Origin of the sequence: Roseateles asaccharophilus (assembly GCF_031458115.1) — a bacterium.
GTDB classification, from domain to species: Bacteria; Pseudomonadota; Gammaproteobacteria; order Burkholderiales; family Burkholderiaceae_C; genus Pelomonas; species Pelomonas asaccharophilus_A.
Genome location: NZ_JAVDXV010000007.1, coordinates 229617 through 250115 on the forward strand (window position 1 = coordinate 229617; position 20499 = coordinate 250115).

The 20499-nt window shown below is 68.9% G+C and carries 17 protein-coding genes; 9 read left to right on the forward strand and 8 right to left on the reverse strand.

From position 1 onward, the window contains the following. Window positions 1–3: 3 nt before the first annotated feature. Window positions 4–1230, reverse strand: coding sequence for a hypothetical protein (locus J2X21_RS18190; protein ID WP_310330975.1), 1227 nt, complete (start codon window positions 1228–1230; stop codon window positions 4–6). A 212-nt stretch (window positions 1231–1442) separates the two neighbouring features. On the opposite strand from J2X21_RS18190, the gene J2X21_RS18195 reads away from it, so the two are divergent. The 3 genes from J2X21_RS18195 (at window position 1443) to J2X21_RS18205 (ending at window position 4550) form a co-directional block, all read left to right on the forward strand. Beyond that, window positions 1443–2087, forward strand: coding sequence for a DsbA family oxidoreductase (locus tag J2X21_RS18195; RefSeq protein ID WP_310330976.1), 645 nt, complete (start codon window positions 1443–1445; stop codon window positions 2085–2087). A gap of 78 nt (window positions 2088–2165) precedes the next feature. After that, the gene (locus J2X21_RS18200; protein WP_310330977.1) at window positions 2166–3512 is read left to right on the forward strand and encodes a PEP-CTERM sorting domain-containing protein; all 1347 of its coding nucleotides are present in this window, start codon (window positions 2166–2168) and stop codon (window positions 3510–3512) included. A 60-nt stretch (window positions 3513–3572) separates the two neighbouring features. Then, window positions 3573–4550: a recombination-associated protein RdgC gene (locus tag J2X21_RS18205; RefSeq protein WP_310330980.1), complete on the forward strand. Its 978-nt coding sequence runs from the start codon at window positions 3573–3575 to the stop codon at window positions 4548–4550. Window positions 4551–4562: 12 nt separating this feature from the next. Here the strand turns inward: J2X21_RS18205 and J2X21_RS18210 are convergent, their stop codons facing one another. Continuing rightward, entirely contained in the window at window positions 4563–5027 is a 465-nt protein-coding gene (locus J2X21_RS18210) for a CYTH domain-containing protein (RefSeq protein WP_310330981.1), read from the reverse strand. Continuing rightward, the gene (locus J2X21_RS18215; protein ID WP_310330982.1) at window positions 5017–6270 is read right to left on the reverse strand and encodes a DEAD/DEAH box helicase; all 1254 of its coding nucleotides are present in this window, start codon (window positions 6268–6270) and stop codon (window positions 5017–5019) included. Before J2X21_RS18215 ends, J2X21_RS18210 begins: the two co-directional genes overlap by 11 nt. Before the next feature lie 73 nt (window positions 6271–6343). Between J2X21_RS18215 and J2X21_RS18220 the strand changes: the two genes are divergently transcribed. Then, entirely contained in the window at window positions 6344–8323 is a 1980-nt protein-coding gene (locus J2X21_RS18220) for a ferritin-like domain-containing protein (protein ID WP_310330983.1), read from the forward strand. Window positions 8324–8342: 19 nt separating this feature from the next. On the opposite strand, the gene J2X21_RS18225 is transcribed toward J2X21_RS18220, so the two are convergent. The 3 genes from J2X21_RS18225 to dusA are packed head-to-tail and all read right to left on the reverse strand — an operon-like array spanning window position 8343 to window position 10850. Further along, window positions 8343–8897, reverse strand: a complete 555-nt coding sequence (locus J2X21_RS18225) for a methylated-DNA--[protein]-cysteine S-methyltransferase (RefSeq protein ID WP_310330984.1) — start codon at window positions 8895–8897, stop codon at window positions 8343–8345. A 10-nt stretch (window positions 8898–8907) separates the two neighbouring features. Continuing rightward, window positions 8908–9894 carry an MBL fold metallo-hydrolase gene (locus J2X21_RS18230; RefSeq protein WP_310330985.1) on the reverse strand — a complete coding sequence of 329 codons (987 nt, stop codon included), beginning with the start codon at window positions 9892–9894 and terminating at the stop codon, window positions 8908–8910. Between the two features lie 2 nt (window positions 9895–9896). Continuing rightward, window positions 9897–10850 carry a tRNA dihydrouridine(20/20a) synthase DusA gene (gene dusA, locus J2X21_RS18235; RefSeq protein ID WP_404667369.1) on the reverse strand — a complete coding sequence of 318 codons (954 nt, stop codon included), beginning with the start codon at window positions 10848–10850 and terminating at the stop codon, window positions 9897–9899. A 163-nt stretch (window positions 10851–11013) separates the two neighbouring features. On the opposite strand from dusA, the gene J2X21_RS18240 reads away from it, so the two are divergent. Further along, window positions 11014–12093, forward strand: a complete 1080-nt coding sequence (locus J2X21_RS18240) for a site-specific integrase (RefSeq protein WP_310330987.1) — start codon at window positions 11014–11016, stop codon at window positions 12091–12093. 189 nt (window positions 12094–12282) lie between these two features. Here the strand turns inward: J2X21_RS18240 and J2X21_RS18245 are convergent, their stop codons facing one another. After that, complete coding sequence (locus J2X21_RS18245; RefSeq protein ID WP_310330989.1) at window positions 12283–12615, reverse strand: hypothetical protein; 333 nt, start codon at window positions 12613–12615, stop codon at window positions 12283–12285. Window positions 12616–12985: 370 nt separating this feature from the next. Here J2X21_RS18245 and J2X21_RS18250 point away from each other — a divergent pair, with 370 nt between their 5' ends. Both J2X21_RS18250 and J2X21_RS18255 read left to right on the forward strand, forming a co-directional pair. After that, entirely contained in the window at window positions 12986–14350 is a 1365-nt protein-coding gene (locus J2X21_RS18250; RefSeq protein WP_310330991.1) for a cyanophycinase, read from the forward strand. 26 nt (window positions 14351–14376) lie between these two features. Further along, window positions 14377–15066 carry a substrate-binding periplasmic protein gene (locus J2X21_RS18255; RefSeq protein ID WP_310330992.1) on the forward strand — a complete coding sequence of 230 codons (690 nt, stop codon included), beginning with the start codon at window positions 14377–14379 and terminating at the stop codon, window positions 15064–15066. Window positions 15067–15116: 50 nt separating this feature from the next. On the opposite strand, the gene J2X21_RS18260 is transcribed toward J2X21_RS18255, so the two are convergent. Then, entirely contained in the window at window positions 15117–17888 is a 2772-nt protein-coding gene (locus J2X21_RS18260; protein WP_310330993.1) for a TonB-dependent receptor, read from the reverse strand. A 255-nt stretch (window positions 17889–18143) separates the two neighbouring features. Here J2X21_RS18260 and J2X21_RS18265 point away from each other — a divergent pair, with 255 nt between their 5' ends. Next, window positions 18144–19373 (forward strand): cyanophycinase, encoded by a 1230-nt coding sequence (locus tag J2X21_RS18265; protein WP_310330994.1) that lies wholly within the window; start codon window positions 18144–18146, stop codon window positions 19371–19373. A gap of 4 nt (window positions 19374–19377) precedes the next feature. Then, a complete protein-coding gene (locus tag J2X21_RS18270; RefSeq protein ID WP_310330995.1) occupies window positions 19378–20496 on the forward strand; it encodes a M14 family metallopeptidase in 1119 nt (372 codons plus the stop codon). The last annotated feature ends 3 nt before the right edge of the window (window positions 20497–20499 follow it).

Here is a 20499-nt window from a genome sequence, read left to right on the forward strand (position 1 = left end):
GCTTCAGAAGATGAAGTCCACGACCGCGGTCGCGACGTTGACGGTGGCGGGCGAGCCGTCGGCGCCGGTCCACAGCGCGGCGCCGAAGCGCTGCACGCGCACGCGGTCCCACTGCAGCTTCAGCGCGGCCTGCGTATGGAAGTCCCAGCGCGTGCCCAGCGACCAGGTGGACTGGTGCACACGCGTGTTGTTCAGCGACGTGGTGACCACGCTGCCCAGCATCTGCGCCTGGGCCGCCCCCAGGGGGCCGATGACCGGCGTCAGCACCGCCTGCCAGGCCGGCTGATCCAGCACCGCCAAGGAATTGCGCGCGATGCCGTAGCTGATGTAAGGCGTCCAGTCGCCCAGCCGGTGGCCCAACATCGCCGTGACCATGTTCTCCACGGTCAGCGGCTTGGCCGCGACGCGCACGAACTCGGCGCTCCACTGCCAGTCCGCCAGCTCGTGGCGCAGGCCCAATTCCCAGAACGTGGCCCAGACGCCCGTGGCGCCCAGCCGCTCGCGCAGCACGCGGGCCTGATCGGCCACCGCAGGAATGGGCAGTTGGCCCAGCTGGGCCAGGCCGTCGAGGGCGGGCTGGGCGTTGGTCAGGTCGATGTCGATGCGCGTGCGGGCCACACTGGCGCGCACCAGCAGGCCGCCCTCCTCGCGCGACAGCATGCCGCCCACGACCTGGCGTATGCGGCTGGCCTTGGCCGTGTGCAGATCGCCGATGCGCGCGGTGCCCAGCATCAGCTTGGCGCGCCACTGCGCATCGCCCTGGAACCAGCTGCGCGCCACGTCGGCACCGTCCAGCGTGGTGGGCAGCCGCGAGTACAGCTCCACCGACGGCCGGGCCGCCGTGAAGCCGTAGCCGACGTTGCGATAGTCGGCCATCAGGAAAGCGTCGACGTTGACGCGGCCGGCGCGCAGCGTCCAGTCGGCGTTGGGCCGGTAGGTGGCGTAGGCCCATTCCAGCGCATCGCCGTCGGCGGCGTAGTGGCCGCGCTTCTTGGCAATGACCTGGGCCACCAACTCGAACCGCGTGCCCAGGCTGTAGTTCAGCTGCACGCCCAGCCGGCTGTCCACGTCGGCATGCCAGCGGCCGTCGTCGGCCGACTGCGTCAGCTCGCGGCGAAAGCCCCACCCGGGTGGCGTATCCACATGGCTCAGGCCCAGCGTGCCGAAGCCGCTCAGCCGCAAGCTGCCGCCGGGCCGTTCGGCCTGCTGGCCATGTGCCGTGGTCGCCATGACGCTGGCGGCCGCAGCCGCCAACAAACGGTGCCACGTGGATCTGGAGCGGAGGAGTGTTATGTAGGACATGGCTGCAGGGCAATGGCCAAGTCGATTATTAGCCCCGGGTCCCCCTCCCAGGCAAGGCCCGGCGCCGCCGACAGCAACCCAATCACGTTTTGCGCCGGCCTGCACGCTCGGTGGCATTGAGCCGCCGCGAAAATGCCGCCATGCGTATCGACTTCATCTCCGACATCGTCTGCCCCTGGTGCGCCATCGGCCTGTACTCGCTGGAGGCCGCCGCGGCGCGCATCCCGGGGCTGGAACTGGACCTGCACTTCCACCCCTTCGAGCTGAACCCCGGCATGGCGCCCGAGGGCCAGGAGATCGAGGAGCACCTGGCGCAGAAGTACGGCGCCAGCCCGGCCGCGCTGGCAGGCACGCGCGCGGCCATCCGCGAACGCGGCGCCGCGCTGGGCTTCGACTTCCGCATGGAGGCGCGCAGCCGCATCTACAACACGCGCGACGCCCACCGCTTGCTGCACTGGGTCGACGAGGCCTACGGCGGCGCCCGCCAGCGCACGCTGAAGGTCGCGCTACTGAAGGCCTATTTCACCGACGGCCGCGACGTGTCCGACCGCGCCGTGCTGCTGGAACTGGCCACGGCCGCCGGGCTGCCCGAGGCCGAGACCCGGGAGCTGCTGGCCAGCGACCGCTACGACGCCGACGTCAGCGCGGCCGAGGCGCAGGTGCACGGCCAGGGCATACATGCCGTGCCGGCCATCGTCATCAACCAGCGCCATCTGATCCAGGGCGGACAGTCGGTGGAGGTGTTCGAGAAGTTGCTGCGCCAGGTCATGGCCGACGCGGCCTGACCCCGCCTCCACAGCACTGGGGATGCGCCGGGCACCCGGGGGCCGCTAGCCTGCGGCTCATCTTTCGGGAGCCTCGCGATGAAGAAGCGCTGCCTGGTCTCACTCGTTCCGCTCGCCCTGCTGGCCGCCGCCCACGCACTGGCCGCCACGCCCACCGCCGAGTCGCCGTTCTTCCTGCGGCAGAACAACAGTGCCAACAGCGGCAACCATGCCACCGGCGACCTGATTGTCTGGGGCATACAGAACGTGAAGCCGCCGGCCGACAACCCCTCGGCCTATGTCTACGGCACGTCGGGCATCTGCCCCTGGGGCAAGACCTGCGACTCGTTCGCGACCGACCCCGACTGGCTCAAGCAACGCCTGTTCGAGCGCGACTGGACGCTGCTGCCGCACCAGTACTACGCGTCGCGCCCCTATGACCCCGCGCTGACCGGCAACTGGCGGCTGCTGCTGGCGACGAACGCCAGCTTCAGCGGCGCCATCAGCCTCACGACGCCCACGCTGGGCAACGTGGGCGCCATGCCCTTCGTCAGCTCGATGACCATCAGCGGCGCGGGCCTCACGCCCACCATCAGCTGGACGCTGCCGGCCACCACGCCCGACGGCATCGACCAGATGCGCATCCGCGTGCAGGACACCAGCCACCCGGTCACCGTGGAGTCGCGCGCGGGCGCCGCCTACAGCTTCCAGCAGGCCGACCTGATCTGGCAGAGCCCGGTGCTGGGCAGCACCAGCTTCACACTGCCGGAGGGCGTGCTGCAGTACGGCACAAGCTACGCCATCAGCATCGACCTGGCGCACACGCGCACCAGCGGCATCTTCGCCGGCACGGTGGACTCCCGCTCCAGCTCGTACTTCGACTTCACGCCCATCAACCCCGCCACGTTGCCGGCCGGGGTCAGCAACATCGCGCTGCCCACGCTGGCGCCGGTGCCCACCACCAGCGGCCTGCTGGCCGGGCCGGTCTACAGCTTCAACGTGGCCGACGTGGGGCCTGACCACGTCACCTTCATCGACCCCGTCGTCGCCACCGGCTTCAGCTACGCCACCGGCGCGGGCGACCCGCGCTTCAAGGCCGTGCAGGTGGCCAGCAACGTGGGCGACGGGCTCTACGAGGTCTGGACCTGGACGGGCAGCGGCTGGCAGCAGAGCGCCACCGGCCTGGCCGCCGGCGCCAGCTTCGACTTCACGGCGAACGGCTTTGCGGCCGGCGTGGACCGCTTCCAGATCCGCGGCATCGAGGCGTCGGCCAACGTCAACGCGTTCGACGTGACCGGCTTCGTCACGGGCCTGAGCTTTGTGTCCACGGGTAACTTCACGGGCACCATGCAGGCCATCACGACCGCCGTGCCCGAGCCTGCGACCTATTGCCTGTGGCTGGCCGGGGTCGGGGCATTGCTGAGCTGGGGGCGCCGGCGTACCTGAGACAATGCAGCCGTCTTTGTGAAGCCCGCCGCTGGCGGGCTTCTTGTTTCTCCAGAGTCCATGTTCAAGAACCTGATCACCTACCGCATCGGCGAAGGCTGGACGGCCGACGCTCAAGCGCTCGCCGAACAACTCGCCAAGGAACCCTTCCTGCCCTGCGCACCCACGCAACCGCTGGCCGTGGGCTGGGCGCCGCCGCGCGGCGTGGAGCACGCGCCGCTGGTCGAAGTGGTGGACGGCCACTGGCTCGTCAAGCTCAAGCGCGAGCAGCGCCTGCTGCCCTCCTCCGTCGTCAACGAGCGGCTGGACGAGCTGTGCGAGCACATCGAGGAAACCACCGGCCGCAAGCCCGGGAAGAAGGCCCGCAAGGACCTGAAGGAGCAGGCCGAGCACGAGCTGCTGCCGCGCGCCTTCACCAAGACCTCGGCCACGCAGGTCTGGATCGCGCCCAAGGACGGCCTGCTGTTCGTCGACGCCGGCTCCAGCAGCCGCGCCGACGAGGTCGTCACGCTGCTGATCCAGGCCAGCCCGGGCCTGAGTCTGCAGCTGGTGCAGACCGCCGAGAGCCCCGCCGCCGTGATGGCCGCATGGCTGATGGACGGCGTGACGCCCGAGGGCTTCCAGATCGAGCGCGAGTGCGAGCTGAAAGGCAGCGATGAGCAGAAGCCGGTCGTGCGCTATGCGCGCCATCCGCTGGACATCGACGAGGTCCGCGCCCACCTGACCAGCGGCAAGATGCCCACGCGCCTGGCGCTGAGCTGGAACGAGCGCGTCGCCTTCACGCTGACCGAGGGCTTCACGATCAAGAAGATCAGCTTCCTGGACCTGGCCTTCGAAGGCCGGCCCGAAGCCAGCGGCGACGAGGCCTTCGACGCCGACCTGGCGCTGGCCACCGGCGAGCTGGGCCGCTTGATCCCGGCGCTGATCGAGGGCCTGGGCGGCGAGCACGACTTCGCCGCCGGCCCCGCGCCCGCCCCCGTACCGGCTTTGCTGCCGGAGCCGACCGAGGCGGTCAGCGAGGAAGCGCCGCCCTGGTGACGACCACGCCGTTCACCAACTGGTGAACGGCCGCACCGCCAGGTTGGCGTTGACGTAGCGCGCGTCGCCGGTGACCTCGTCGCCCAGCCAGTCGGGATGCATGAAGACCTGGTCTTCGGACTGCAGCTCGATCTCGGCGACGACCAGACCGGCGTTGGCGCCCAGGAATTCGTCCACCTCCCAGGTCATGCCGCCCACGGTGCACAGGTGGCGCACCTTCTCGACGACCGGGCCGTCGGCCATCGCCAGCAATTGCTGCGCATCGGCCACCGGAATGGCGTACTCGAACTCGGCGCGCGTGGCACCGGTGGTGGCACCCTTGATGGTCAGGAAGGCGCGCTCGCCGGCAACGCGCACGCGCACCGTGCGCGCCGGGTCGCGGCTCAGGTAGCCCTGGCTGAAGCGGGTCTGGCTGGAAGCCTGCGCGCGCCAGCCCTCGCCGGCGACGAGGAATTTGCGTTCGATCTCAATGCCCATCGGGGTTTCCTGCTGCTGCGCGGGCGGCGGCCTCGCGCAGCTTGTCCTTCTTACTCTTGCGGGTGGTGCTCTTGATGCCGCCGGTGGCCTGCGCCTCGGTGGCGACGGCCTGCGGCTCGAAGCCTTCCAAACGCTCGCGCGGCACGCGCTGGCCCTGGCGCTTCTCGATGAGGCGGAAGTGCGATTCGGCGTTCTCGGCGCTGTCCGCACAGATGAAGCTGACGGCCGTGCCCTGCGCGCCCGCGCGGCCGGTGCGGCCGATGCGGTGCGTGTAGTCGGCCGCGGAGCGCGGCAGCTCGTAGTTGACGACAGCGTCCAGCGCGTCCACATGCAGGCCGCGCGCGGCGACGTCGGTGGCCACCAGCACGTTGACGCGGCCGGACTTCAGCGCCTCCAGCACATCGCGCCGTGCGCCCTGGCTCAGTTCGCCATGCAGCACGCCGGCCTTGAAGCCGTGGGCGAACAGCTTGTCCGACACCAGCTCGGCCGTGTACCGGCTGGCGACGAACACCAGCGCCCTCGCCCACCCGGCGTCGCGCAGCAACTCGCGCAGCGCGGGCAGGCGCTGGGCGCGGTCCAGCTGGATGGCACGCTGCGTGATCCGCGGCGGCGCCTCTTCGATGACGATGCGCTCGGGCTCGCGCAGCAGCGCGTCGGCCAGCGCCTGCACGGCCGGCGGGAATGTCGCGGAGAACAGCAAGGCCTGGCGTTGCGCAGGCACCTGGGCCAGCACGCGCTGCAGCTCGTCGGCAAAGCCCTGACCCAGCAGGCGGTCTGCTTCGTCCAGCACCAGGCACTGCACGCCGGCCAGCGTCAAACCGTTGTGGTCCAGCAGGTCCAGCAGCCGGCCCGGCGTGGCCACCATCACGTCGCAGCCGCCGCGCAGCGCCATCAGCTGCGGGTTGATGGACACGCCGCCGAAGGCGAGCGCGATCTTCGGGCGGTGCAGCAGCCGGGCGGCCACGTCGCGCAGCAGCTGCGCCGTCTGCGCCGCCAGCTCACGCGTGGGCGCCAGCACCAGCACGCGCGGGCCGGGGCGTGGGGGTGAGTCGATGAGGCGCTGCAGCAGTGGCAGCGCGAAGGCGGCGGTCTTGCCGGAGCCGGTTTGCGCGATGGCGAGCACGTCGCGGCCCGCCAGCACCGGCGGCAATGCCGCGGCCTGGATGGCGGTGGGCGCGTGATAGCCCTGCTCGCGCACGGCGCGCAGCAGGGCGGGCGTGAGGCCCAGGGAAGCGAAGGACATGCCGCGATTGTCGCGGCGGCGGCGTCAACCCGCGTGCTAATGTCGCGACAGGCCAGACTTGGAGCGCCCCGCGATGACGAGCCCCACGACCACGGTTGCGCCCAGTCGAGAGCAACTGCTGCACAGCCTCTACGAAGCGGCCGAGCTGGAGCACAACCTCATGTGCACCTATCTCTACGCCGCCTTCAGCCTCAAGCAGGCTGGCGAAGCCGGCTTGAGCGGCGCCGAGGCCGAGGCCACCGAGCGCTGGCGCCGCGAGATCATCGCGGTTGCGGTCGAGGAGATGGGTCACCTGGTGGCCGTCTGGAACATCACGGCTGCGCTGGGTGGCGCACCACGGGTAGGCCGCGGCAACTTCCCGCTGGACCCGGGCAACCTGCCCGCCAGCGTCGTCGTGAAGCTCGCGCCGTTCAATGCCGCGACGCTGCAGCACTTCATCTTCCTGGAGCGGCCCGAGGGCAGCGACGAACAGGATGGCGACGGCTTTGCGCTGCAGCACCCGTTCAAGCGGGGTTCGGCCGTCGCACGGGTCACGCCCATGGCCTGCGACTACGACACGGTCGGCCACTTCTACCAGCAGCTGGGCGAGAAGCTCCGGGCCTTCGTCGCGTTGAACGGAGAGGCGGCGTCGTTCTGCGGTGACCGCTGGCTGCAATTGGGCCCCGACGAGTTGACCCTCTGCGGGGCCCGCCAGGTGCTGTGTTCCAAGACCGCGCTGGCGGCGTTCGACGCCATCGTGCTGCAAGGCGAAGGCGCCTCGACCGACAGCGAGCGCTCCCACTACCACCGCTTCAGCGGGATCCGCGCCGAGTTGAGCGCGCTTCGCGAGGCCAACCCGGGCTTCGAGCCTGCCTGGCCGGCCGCGACCAATCCGGTGCTTCGGCGCCCGCCCAGGCCCGAGGGCCGCGTGTGGCTGGAGAACCCCGCCGCCGCCGAGACGGTCGACATCGCCAACGCCAGCTACGGCCTGATGCTGAGGCTGCTGTCCCAGAGCTATCTGATGCCGGGGCCCTCGGCGGAGAAGAGCCTCATCGTGGATCTGGCCGTGGGCTTGATGCGGGCCTTCACGCCGCTGGCCGAGCATGCGGCACGGCTGCCCGCCGGCCCCAGCAATCCCGGCTGCAACGCCGGCGCCAGCTTCACGGCGCTGCGCGATGCGGCCGGCCTGCCGCCCGGCCTTGCCGCGCGTCGCTTCGTCGTGGAGCGCCTGGCCCAGATCGCGGATGCCGCGGCGGGGCTGCATGCCGGACAGGGCGCCGACCGCACCGGGCGTGCCGCACGCCAACTGCAGGCGCTGCACGAACGCGCCGAGCGTGGCTTGGACTTGCATCAGGCACCGACGGCCACGGCGCCGCCCATCGCCGTGGCCGTGCCTGCTGCTGCGCCCCCACCCACCACGGTCGATGCAGGCATCGAGGTGGTGCAGGGCGAGAAGCTGGAACTGCGCTTTGAAGCCCAGCGCTGCATCCACGCACGTTTCTGCGTCACCGGCGCACCCAAGGTCTTCCTCGCCAATGTGCAAGGCCCCTGGATACACCCGGACGCGATGCCGGTCGAGCGCCTGGTGGACATTGCCCATGCCTGCCCGTCCGGCGCCATCCAGTACCGCCGCAAGGACGGCGAGCCCGACGAGCCGGCACCGCCCGTCAATCTGATGTCGGTGCGCGAAGCCGGCCCCTATGCCTTCCGCGGCCCGCTATCGCTGCGTGGCCACCGCATCGGCATGCGGGCGACCTTGTGCCGGTGCGGCGCCAGCAAGAACAAGCCGTTCTGCGATGGCAGCCATCACGACGTCGGTTTCGACGCGACCGGCGAGCCGCACACGGGCATGCTGGGCCTGTCGACCGACATGCCCGCTGTCCGTGACGGCGACATCGCCATCGAGCCGGAGCCCAACGGCCCGCTGCAGGTGCGCGGCCGCATCGAGGTGCTCAGCGGCACCGGCCGCATGGTCTGCCGGGTGACGCAGGCGCGTCTTTGCCGCTGCGGCGGCAGCGGGACCAAACCCTTCTGCGACGGCACCCACGCCGTCAACGGCTTCAGCGCCGATTGAGAGGCGCGCGGCCGGGCCGTCAGAAAAGAGGCTGCTGGTCGCCGGCCAACTGCCCCACGGCACGGGCCTCGATGAGCAGCATGCGCCGCTTGGTCTCGACGCCGCCGGGCGCCGAGAAGCCGGTGGGCTCACCGCCCGCGCCCATCACGCGGTGGCAGGGCACGATGGGCGGGAAGGGGTTGTCGCCCTCGGCCCGGCCCACCGCACGCGCGGCGCCGGGCTGGCCCAGTGCCGCGGCGATCTCACCATAGGTACGCGTCTGGCCGGGCGGGATGGCGCGTGTCAGCGCATGCACCTGGCGGCGGAACTCGGGAATGCCGCGCTCGTCGAGCTGGATGTCGCCGAGGTCGCGCGCCTCGCCGGCCAGCAGCGCCCGGATGCCGTCCACCGCATGGGCGATGTGGGACGGCAGTTCGGTGACCGGCTTCGCCGTCGGATGCCGCCTGGCCAGGCGCGCCAGACTGGCGTCGGGCAGCAGCGAGGCGACGACGCCGTGCTCGCTCCAGACGATGCCGCAGCGACCCAGCGACGTGTCGAAGCTGTGGCTCCAGAGCGGCTCGTCGGGCGGGATCACAGGGCCGATATCAGGGTCGTCGACAAAAGCGCTCACGTTGCTCGGGCGGGGCTTGCAGCAGGGTCTTGAAATAGTAGCCAACCATGCCGTTGACGCGGGCATCGCCTGCATCGTCCAGCCAGGGCCGGGCGTGCGAGCGCCAGGCCGCCGCGCAGGCGGCGGGATGCAGGCCCTGGTCGGCGCAGTCCAGCAGCGCGTCGAAACCGCCACGCCAGCGCTCGAAGTCCGCGCGGCTCATCACCGGGCCGTGGCCTGGCACCAACCGCGTGAACGGCTGGGCCGACAGGCGCCGCAAGGCCTCGCGCCAGGCCGGCGGGCAGGCGGTGTCCAGAAAGGGCACGGGCAGCGTGACGAGGTCGCCCGCGGCCAGCGTGCCGCTGGCCTCGTCCAGCACCCAGAGGTCACCGCCACTGACGGCGCTCTCGACGCCCACGCGCAGCCGGCGACCGACGATCGCGAGCGACGATGCGGCGCGGATCTCGCGATCGGGGTTCAACGCGTCGGCACGATTCAGCAGGTCCAGGTCCACCTGCATGACAGCGGCCTGCGCGGGTGGTGCGGTGGGGATGCCCGCCACCAGCTGCTGGCGGTAGCGGTCCAGCCAACCGCCGTTGGCCAAGGCCTGGCCCACGGCCGGCGAGGCCCAGACCTGCAGGCCGGGCAACCGCTCGCGCAGCCACGCGTTGCCGCCCAGGTGGTCCAGATGCCAGTGCGTGTTCAGCGCCGCCGTCACCTGGCCGCCGGCCGCTGCCAGCGCCGCCTCGGTGTGGGCGCGATGGCGGCCGCTGTCGATCAGCAACCAGCCATCACCCTCGCCCTTCAGCAGCACGCTGTTGCCATCGGGCTGGCGGCCGGATTCGAAGCCGCCGGACAGCAGCACGACGCCGGGCGCCAGCGTCTGCTGGGCCTGGGCCGCGCCGCACAACAGGCTGAGTGTGAGCAGCAGGACACGCATGCCGCCATGCTCGCGGATACCGGCGCTGCGGCCGGTCGTCATGCTCAGGCGGCGACCGCGAGGCCCGACAAGCGCGCGGCCGTGGCCTGAGCGGCGACTTCGCGTGGCGGCAGCGTCTTCAGCCGATGGTCGCTCCACACCTGGCGCCAGCGGCGAGCGCCCGGCGTGCCGTTCCACAGGCCCAGCGCATGGCGCATCGCATGCGGCCACGAGCGGCCGGCGGCATGCAGACGGTCCAGATAGTCCAGCCAGGCCTCCTCGACCTGCTCGCGGCTGTTGGCGGGGTCGGCGGCGCCGAAGAAGCGCGAGTCCCACTGCGCCATGCTCCAGGGCTCGTGATAGGCCTCGCGGCCGATCATGACGCCGTCGACGACCTGCAGCTGCTCGGCGATCTCGTCGGACGTCTTCAGCCCGCCGTTGATCGCGATGGTCAGCTGCGGGAACTCGCGCTTGAGCTGAGCGACCAACTCATAGCGCAGCGGCGGAATCTCACGGTTCTCCTTGGGCGACAGGCCTTGCAGCCACGCGTTGCGGGCGTGCACGACGAAGACCTCGCAGCCGGCCGCGGCCACGGTGCCGACAAAGTCGCGCACGAACTCGTAGCTCTCGATCTTGTCGATGCCGATGCGGTGCTTGACCGTGACCGGCAGCATCGTCGCGTCGCGCATGGCCTTCACGCAGTCGGCCACCAGTTGCGGCTCGGCCATCAGACAGGCACCGAACGCGCCCTTCTGCACGCGCGGGCTGGGGCAGCCGCAGTTCAGGTTGACCTCGTCATAGCCCCAGCGCTCGGCCAGCTTCGCGCAGGCCGCCAGGTCGGTGGGCTCGCTGCCCCCCAGTTGCAGCGCGACCGGATGCTCCTGGTCGTTGAAGTCCAGATGTCGCGGCTGGTCGCCATGCAGCAACGCGCCGGTGGTCACCATCTCGGTGTACAGCAGCGTGTGGCGCGTGATGAGGCGGTGCAGGTAGCGGCAATGGCTGTCGGTCCAATCCATCATCGGGGCTACGCTCAAACGCCACCCGCCATGAGAACTCGTTTTCTCTATGAAAACAGGGTCTCTTCCCTGTGTCTGATTCGGCATCGTTTCGGTCCGTTTTGGATCGTTTTTTCGACCCCGGTGCTACATTCGGTGCTACAAGAACTCTCTGTAGCACCGAACTATGGGCACGATTGTCCCACGCAAGCGCGCCGATGGCTCTGTCGGCTACACCGCTCAGATCCGCATCAAACGAGGCGGGAGAGTCGTCCACAGCGAGGCAGAGACCTTCGAACGGGACGCGGCGGCCAGGGCCTGGATGAAGAAGCGAGAGGCTGAACTTGCTCAACCCGGCGCTCTAGATCCCAAGCCGGAGATCAAGGATCCATTGCTGTCCGAGATCATCACCCAGTACAACACGGAGAAGCTCAAGGAACACGGCAAGACAAAGACCCAAGTTCTGAAGACCATTCAGGAGTCCCGGCTGGGAGGGCTTCGGGGCTCGCAGATCGGAAGCAAGGAGCTGGTCGAGTGGGTCCGGGATGAGCTCGACGCTACGCCCCAAACCAGGGGCAACTACGTGGCCCACCTGTCTTCGGTATTCGTGGTGACCAGACCGGCCTGGGGCTACCCGCTGGATCCCCAGGCAATGAGCGATGCCAAGATCGTGATGAAGAAGCTGGGCCTGATCTCTAGATCGAAGGAACGCAACCGACGCCCCACCCTCGCCGAGCTCGACAAGATCATGGCGCACTACGAAGCCATGCAAAAGCGCGGCCGTGCGATCGTCCCCATGAACCACATCATCCTCTTCGCCATCTTCTCGACCAGACGACAGGAAGAGATCACCCGAATCGCTGGCGCAGACCTCGATGCCGATCACAAAGAGGTGATCGTCAGGGACATGAAGAACCCAGGCGAGAAGATTGGAAACGACGTCCGCACAACTCTCACACCCGAGGCCCTTCGGCTGATTCAGTTGCAGCCAGAAACCAAAGGATCTATCTGGCCCTACAACGCTGAATCGATCAGCACCTCATTTCGTAAGGCCTGTGATTTCCTCGGCATCGAAGATTTGCATTTCCACGACCTCCGACATGACGGCATAAGCCGGTTGTTCGAGCTGGGTTGGAACATCCCCCAAGTCGCCCAGGTATCTGGCCATAAGTCCTGGAGTTCGCTGAAGAGGTACACCCACATCAGACAGTCAGGCGACAAGTACGCCGGATGGAGCTGGCGGACCAAGATACTCGACTCAGACTAGATCGGAGTGGTGGGCTGAACAGCGGACTTGCTTGTTCGCCAGAACCGTGGGCAACTCTGTTGATAACCACTGGCGACACACGCTAAGCCGTTGTCACATAACGGCTGCAGACAACGTGCCCAGGAAAGTAGCAGCTTTCGCCTGCTCTGATCGGCCAGCACGTCATTGCCGCCGATTTGGGGCACAAGCTCAGCCGGCTAGCAAATCGGCCGCCTTGTTCCCCAGCTCAAATGCAAGCAGCACCGCTGCCTTCGTGCCCATATCAGCACGCCCCATCGCCACGTAGTTGTTTGCTGCACGCAATTGCATCCTGAGCATTGCCGCGGCCTCGGCAACCTGCACCGGGTCGCGCTCCAATGCCACAGCCATGTGCAACACCTGCGCCCATCGGTCGGACTCGCTCAGGTAAGCACGTAATTGTCGCTGCCAGGGCTTGGCAGAAGGCAGAGACTTCCGCACTGCCTGGAGCAGTTCCGCAAGGTCTTTGAGGACTTTGCCTGAAGCCGGTACCTTTGCAGTCATGGCCCTCGATTGCTCCATTGGCCTCAATTCTCGCGCGCGAATGTGACCTAATCCAACAACATGGTCAGGCGGACGCTAACAGCCGCAACGCCAGCCGTTTGCTCATCTTGCAAAGCTATCAATAGCTGTGTTGAGTTCTGCCGATCCTTCGCCGAGTCGGCGCCAAGCACATACGAAGTTTGTTTGTCAGTTCGTCAATGGAGCAGTCCGGAGCAACCCCGACAGGACATTCCCGCAGGTGGCACAGCGACGCAAGTTTGCGTCGCGCCAAGGCAAGTCGGCCCCTACCGCGCCGCCGCCCCCGTCAATACCGTGCGCCCAGGGTTTGAGGCCAGCCATACCGGCGCCACCCGCTCCGTTCGGAGACCGCATGAGAAGCATCTTCATGAAGGCCGTGTTGACGTGCCTGCTGTCCAGCGCCGCGTTGGCGCCCGCCACGGCCGGCAAGCTGTTCCTGTCGGGTGGCGCCTACGAGGACGCAAACACCGACCTCTTCGTCAACGGCCTGCGCAAGGCCACGGGCCGCGATCCCAATTTCACGCCCAACATCAACAGCATCAGCAACTGCGGCACCAACTGGACCACGACGCTGTGCCCGCGCATCGCCGTCATCACGGCCTCCAAGGAGAACTACGCGACGGGGCTGGACGCCTTCAACAACGACATCCCGGCCAGCGGCTCGTCACCGCTGAAGCGGGGCTACTACAACCTCTTCCAGACTCACGGCTTCAGCCCCAAGCACATCACCGCCCACGTCGACAACTACAGCGTCCACAGCAGCGCCAGCACCACGCAGGGCCAGGCCAACATCGCCCTCATCAACCAGGCCGACGCGGTCTGGATCGTCGGCGGCGACCAGGCCAAGGTCATCCGCACGCTGCTGACCGACAGCGGCGCCGACTCCGGTTTGGCCGCCGCGCTGCGCGCCCGTTGGAGCAACGGCAACGGCAGCATCGTCATCGCGGGCGACTCGGCCGGCAACCATGCGCTGAACGTGCAGATGCATGCGGGCGGCGTCAGCTACGGCTATCTGTACTACGGCGCCGACCTGCCCGACACGCCGGTCACCGGCTGGCAGACGCTGGGCGACACGCGCGACGGCCTGGCCGCGCTGCGCTACCTGGAGAACGGCGCCACGATGAAGGGCCTGGGCTTCCTGCCCGCCGGCATCCTCAGCGACACGCATTTCGACAGCCGCTCCGGTCGCCTGGGCCGCCTGGCCGCGGCGCTGCGCGACCTGTCGGTGGCGCAGGGCTTTGGCGTCGACGAGAACACCGGCGTCGTCGTGGACACGTCGGCGCAGACCGCCACGGTCTACGGCGCCAACCGGCTGCTCGTCGTCGACACGGCCAACGCCAGCGTGCAGGCGGGCACCTTCTACAAGGTCAACGGCCTGCGCGTGAGCCTGCTGACGCCGGGCGACAAGTACAACTACGCCAGCAAGGTCGTCACCAGCACCAAGAGCGCGATCGGCACGGCCTACTACTACGGCAGCGCCTACAACTCGGCCGACATCTTCGCGGCGCTGGAGACCTCCAAGTCGCTGACCCGCGTGGTCGACCAGGCGCCCACGGTCAACATCGGCACGGCTCCCGTGCCCGTCTACAGCAGCGGCCCCGCCTACCCCGGTGGCGCGCCGGTCATCCGGCTTCGCTTCACGCGCGATGCCAGCAGCAAGGGCTACTACAGCGGCGGCAAGTACACCGTCGACAAGGTCAAGGTCGACATCTACTGAGCACCGGGCGGCGCTAGCATCCCCGCATGCGCCGCCTGATCCTCGCTGCCCTGCTGTCGGTCTGCGCATGCCCGGCGCTGGCCGACACGCGGCCACTGCGGGTGGTGTTGTTCGACATTGCCCCCTATGCCAGCCAGATCGACGGCAAGCCGCAAGGCCTGTACGTGGACTGGCTGCGCGGCTTTCTGGGCCCGCTGGGCTTGCAGGCCGAGTTCCAGCTCCGGCCCTTCGCCCGCATTGCGCCAACGCTGGAGCAGCGTGAGGCCGACCTGACCATCAGCTTCGCGACCGACACGCTATGGCAGGCCGCCCTGCCCCTGGGCCCGGTGCCGCGCGTCGATTCCGTCGTAGTGACGCGCACCGGCTGGCCGTCGGGCAAGCTCGAGAGCCTGCAGGGCGCGTCGCTGGGACGTGCCCGGGGCGGTTGCCTCGATCTTGCCGAACGACCCGAGCTGCACCTGCGCTGGACCGAGATCAACGGCTTCGACAAGGCTCTACGCATGCTCGAACTTGGCCGGCTGGACGGCGTCTGCCAGACGCGCGACGTGCTGCGTCACCAACTGCCGCTGCTGGGCATGAACCGCGCGCAGCTGGGGCCAGAGATCGTCGTGGGCCATCGTGTCGCACAGCTGTTCGCCCGCAAGACGCTGGAGCCGGCGCTGCTGGCCCAGCTGCAGGCCGCACTCGCCCAGCGTTCACCGATGCAGCGCGACTAGAAAAGGCGCTGCCCACCGGAGCGGACAGCGCCTTCATAGCGAAGCGGGCGTCAGAACTTGTACTGCGCGTTCACATAGAAGCTGCGGCCGCGCGGGTCGCCGTAGGTCGGGTCCCAAGTGACCTGAAAGTAGCGCGACTGGTTGGTGAACGGCGGCGCCGTGTCGGCCACGTTCAGGATGCCGGCGCGCAGGCGCAGCGCGGGCGTGAAGCGGTAGCTGGCAGCCAGGTCCCACAGCGAATACGCCTTCACGTCGCGATCGTTCCATTCGGGCGCCGCCAGGCCGGGCGTGTTCTGGTCGCGGTAGCCGGCCATGTAGTTGTTCGTCACCGTCAGGCCGAACGCACCGATGTCCCAGTCCACCGTCAGCTTGTGGCGCCAGCGTTGCACGGCCTTGTCGTCGCGGAACTTGCCCAGGCCGTCGACCATGCCGGAGCGCGGGTCGGTGTTGAACTTGTACTCGGTCACCAACGTGCCGCCCAGGCTGGCGCCAAAGCGGCCATAGGCCGTCGGCTCGCCGCGCCAGGTCAGCGACAGATCCACGCCCGCCGTGTTCAGCTTGCCGCGGTTCTCCTTCTTCACGGTGACGAACTCGACGAAGCCGTCGGAGAAGCGCTTCACGATGGCCGGGTCGTTGTAGTAGACCGGGTTGGTGAAGATGGTTTCCTCGCCGATCTCGGAAATGATGTCGGTCTTGCGGATTGCCCAGTAGTCGACGCTGCCGTTCCAGTTGCGCGACGGCTCGAACACCACGCCGACGTTGAACTGCTTGGACTTCTCGGGCTTGAGGTTGGCGTTGGAGTAGCGATCCACCGCCATCTGCGCCACCTCGCCGGACACCGGGTCCTTGACGAAGCTGGCGGTGATGCCGGAGCGCAGCGGGCGGAACAGCTCCGACACCGTTGGCGCGCGGAAGCCCGTGCCGTAAGACGCGCGCGCCAGCAGCGTGCGGTCGGGGCGGAAGCTCAGGCCCAGCTTGGGGTTGGTGGTGTTGAGCTTGGGCGACGTGGTCTTGGTGGCCTCGTCGTAGATGCCGTCGTAGCGATCATGGCGGATCGCGAGCTGGCCTTCCCACTGCTTGGTGAACGGCGCGCTCAACTCGGCGAATGCGCCCATCACGTCGCGCTCGTGGTTGGTGTCGGCCAGCAGCGGGCCGGAGCTGGAGCGGTCGTTGTTGACGTCGTTGCTCTTCAGTGCCGCGGTGGCGCCGAACTTCAGCTTTTCGCGGCGCACTTCCGCGCCCACGGCCAGCATCAGGTCGCCGCCGCCCAGCGTGGCCAGTGCGCGAGTCAGCTTGCCGTCGACGCTGGTGCTGCTGCCTTCGGCGACGCGCGCGGCACCGTCGATGCGGATGGAGTTCATGAACGCACGGCCGGCGCTGGCGTCGCTGGCACGCTGGAACGGGTTGTACTGGCCCGCCTTGATGCCGGCCTCCAGCTTGCTCAGCGACACCCAGCCATCCAGATTGAGGTCGGACGCCTTGTTGACGCTGTGGTTCAGGGCCGTGTCGTACTCCCAGTCGCCGAAGCGGCCCGTGGCGCCGGCCACCACACGGGTCGCCTCGCTCTCGACGCGGCTGATGCGCTTGCCCGCGTCTTCCAGGCGGAAGCGGAAGTCCACCGCACCGGTGACGCCCGTGACGGCCTGCAGCGATGTCGGCAGCGTGATGCCGGAGGCCGTGCGGAAGCGCGCCGTGGCCGGCGACGCGGAGTAGTCGGTGTCGGTCTTGGCGAACAGCGCCTCGATGAAGACCTGGTGGTCCTCGGCCGCCTGGAAGGTCGCGCGGCCGATCACGCTGGCCTTGTCGGATGCCGGGTAGATCTCCGAGCCGGCGACATAGTCGTAGGAGCAGCCTTCGCGGCCACCCAGGCCCAGCGCCTGCACCGAGTTCGGGTTCAGCCCGCCGGTGCACGACGCCTTGCCGAAGTTCACGCGGCGCGAGCCCGAGTTCACGCCGCCGGGGTTCCAGGTGCCGTTGGCGTTGGAGCCCTTGATCGCCGTACCGGGGTTGGCCAGCACGAAGTTGTTCAGCGCGGTCAGCTGCGCCGCGGTGAGGTCCACGTTGGCCGGGAAGCTGTTGCTGGACGTCTGCGACGGCAGGCGGCCCGGCAGGTTGTATTCCTGGATGAACTGGCGCTGGCGGGCGTCCAGCGCGTCCAGCTTCTGCACGTCCACCGCGGCAAACACGTTGAAGCGGTCCTTGGCCAGGTCGCCCCAGCCACCGGACGCGCTGAACGTCGTCTTGCCGGCGCCGCCCTCCTCGGTGCGGAGCGCATAGACGCTCAGGTCGGCGCCCTGGTAGTCCTTGCGCGTGATGAAGTTGATGACGCCGCCCATCGCATCGGTGCCGTAGATCGCCGAGGCACCATCCTTCAGCACCTCCACGCGCTGGATCGCGCCCGCGGGGATGTTGTTTAGGTCCACGCCCGCGTTGTCACCAGGGCTTGCGAAGTTGGCCAGACGGCGGCCGTTCAGCAGCACCAGCGTGCTGGACACGCCCAGGCCACGCAGGTTGGCGCCGTTGAAGCCGCGCTGTGCGCCGGACTGGTCGCTGATGCTGGCGCCATCGGTCAGGCCGCCGACGTTGGACGTGATCTTCTGCAGCAGCTCGGCCGCGGTCGTCACGCCGGCCTTGTCGATGTCCTGGCGCTTGATGACGTCCACCGGCAGCGCGGCCTCGCCGTCGATGCGCTTGATGCTGGAGCCGGTGATCTCCACGCGTTCGAGCTTCTGCTCCTGGGCGTGGGCGACGGAAATGGCTGCGGTGGTCAACAGCGCGGCTTGCGCGAGCGTGCTGAGGGTGTGGGTGCGGGTTCTGGTCATGAAGGCCTCGGGGTGGATGACGGTCGGACGACTGCCTTGCAATTCACTCTAGGGAGGGGCCTCATGTATTGCCTATGGGGTTTGGTCGCGCAGGTCGCTTGCACGCAAGTGCGCGTCGCTTCACGGCAATCGCGCATGGCCGCCGCACCACGGCGGCACCGGCGTCTTGCTCAGATGCGACATGGAATTGCGTGCCCGGCCCCAACGAGGTGCAACCCGCTGCCCCGCCGCGAAGTGCGCTGACAAGATGGCTTCATGCGAAGACTTCTCTCCACCTTCATGGCCGGCGTGCTGCTGGCAATGTCCACCGCAGCAGCGGCCCAGGGCACGTCCATCGTCATCGGCGGCGCGCTGCGCTTTGACAACGACGCCGTCTGGCAGCGCATCGTCGACGAGGCCGGCGGCGCGGGCGCGCGCATCGCCGTGTTCGCCACCGCCGCGGCCAACCCCGAGCGCAGCGCGGCCAACATCGTCGCGGCACTGAACCAGCGCGGCGCACGCGCCGAAGCCATTCCCGTCGCACCGCGGCTGAAGAACATCGATCTGCAGACCAATCTGCGCGACCCCGCACTGATCGCCAAGGTCGCCGCCTCGCGCGGCGTGTTCTTCTCCGGCGGCGCGCAGGAGCTCATCGTCGACACGCTGCAGCCCGGCGGCGAGCCCACCGCGATGCTGAAGGCCATACGCGCTGTGCACGCCGGCGGCGGCGTCGTGGCCGGCACCAGCGCGGGCGCCGCCATCATGAGCCGCATGATGTTCCGCGACGCGCAGGACAACCTGCAGATCCTCAAGGGCCAGTGGCGCCAGGGCAAGGAATACGACCGCGGCCTGGGCTTCGTGGGCCCCGACCTCTTCATCGACCAGCACTTCCTGAAGCGCGGCCGCATCGGCCGCATGCTGCCGGCCATGCGCGCGTTCGGCTACACGCTGGGGCTGGGCATCGAGGAGAACAGCGCCGCCGTCATCAAGGGCAGCGCGGTGGAGGTCATAGGTGCGCGCGGCGCGCTGCTGGTGGACCTGAGCGCCGCCATGTCCGATGCCCGCCAGCCCGCCTTCAACCTGCGCGGTGCGCAGCTCAGCTACCTGGACCGCGGCGACCGCCACGACCTGGCCAACGGCGTGACCACGCCCGCGCCGCACAAGCTGCGCGAAGCCCGCATCGACCCCGCCGCCAGCGACTACAAGCCCTATCTGCAGGGCGACAGCTACTTCCTCGACATGCTGGGCGACGGCACCATCGTGACCGCCATGGCCCAACTGCTGGACAGCGCCGCCCCCGAGGTGCGCGGCCTGGCGCACCGCGTGCATCCGCGCGCCGGCGATACCGCACCCGACGTCGGCTTCGAGTTCCGCCTCTACAAGGGCCCCGGCCTGGTCGGCTGGTTCAGCGGCGCGCTCGGCGGCGAGGACTACACCGTGCTGAAGGCCCGCCTGGACGTCACGCCCGTGCGCGTGGCCACGCCCCTCGTCACGCCGCTGCCCTGACCTCATGCGAACTCAATTCCACGACCTGCCGGCCGCCAGCGCCGGCACCACGCGACGCCTGCGCAGTCTGCATTTCGGCCGCGGCGAATCCGGCCGCAAGGCCTATCTGCAGGCGGCGTTGCATGCCGACGAGGTGCCGCCGCTGCTGGTGGCACAAGCCCTGATCGAACGCCTGGCCAAGCTCGACGCCGTGGGCGCCATCCCTGGCGAGATCGTGCTCGTGCCCATGGCCAACCCCATCGGCCTCGCGCAAGACCTGCAGGGTTCGGCGCTGGGCCGCTTCGACCTGGGCACCGGCGTCAATTTCAATCGCCAGTTCCGCCACCTGACCCCCACACTGATCCAGCGCCTGGACGGCCGGCTGGGCCCCGACGCGGCGCACAACGCCCGTGCCATCCGCCACTGCAGCCACGAGCTGCTGGCGGCATGGCAACCCACCACCGAGACCGAGGCGCTGAAGCGGCTGCTGCAGATGCTGGCCCACGATGCCGAGCTGGTGCTGGACCTGCACTGCGACAACCAGGCCGTCATGCACCTCTACGCCGGCACGGCGCAGACCGACGCCTTCGCGCCGCTGGCCGCCTATCTGGGTGCGCAGGCGCTGCTGACCAGCGAGGTCTCGGGCGACGAGCCGTTTGACGAATCGGTGGGACGCGTCTGGTGGGAGCTGGCCGCGCACTTCGGCGAACGTTTCCCCATCGACCCGCTGGGCTGCCTGGCCGCCACCGTGGAGTTGCGCGGCGAGACCGACGTCGGCTACGACCTCGCCGAACACGACGCCGATGCGCTGCTGGCCTTTCTGCAGCACCTGGGCCATGTCGACGGCAGCGCCCCGGCGGCCGCACCGGCCTGTGCCGCCACGCCGCTGGAGGGCGTCGAGCCCGTGACCGCACCGGTGGCCGGCATCGTCGTCTTCGCCAAGGCGCCGGGCGACTGGGTGGAGGCCGGCGAGCTGGTCGCCGAGATCATCGACCCGCTCACCGATGAGATCACCGCGCTGCACGCCACCGTCACCGGCCGCTGCTTCGCGCGCACCGCGCGCCGCTACGCCACACGCGGTATGCGACTGGCCAAGATTGCCGGCGCGCGGCCTTACCGCAGCGGCAAGCTGCTCTCGATGTGAGGC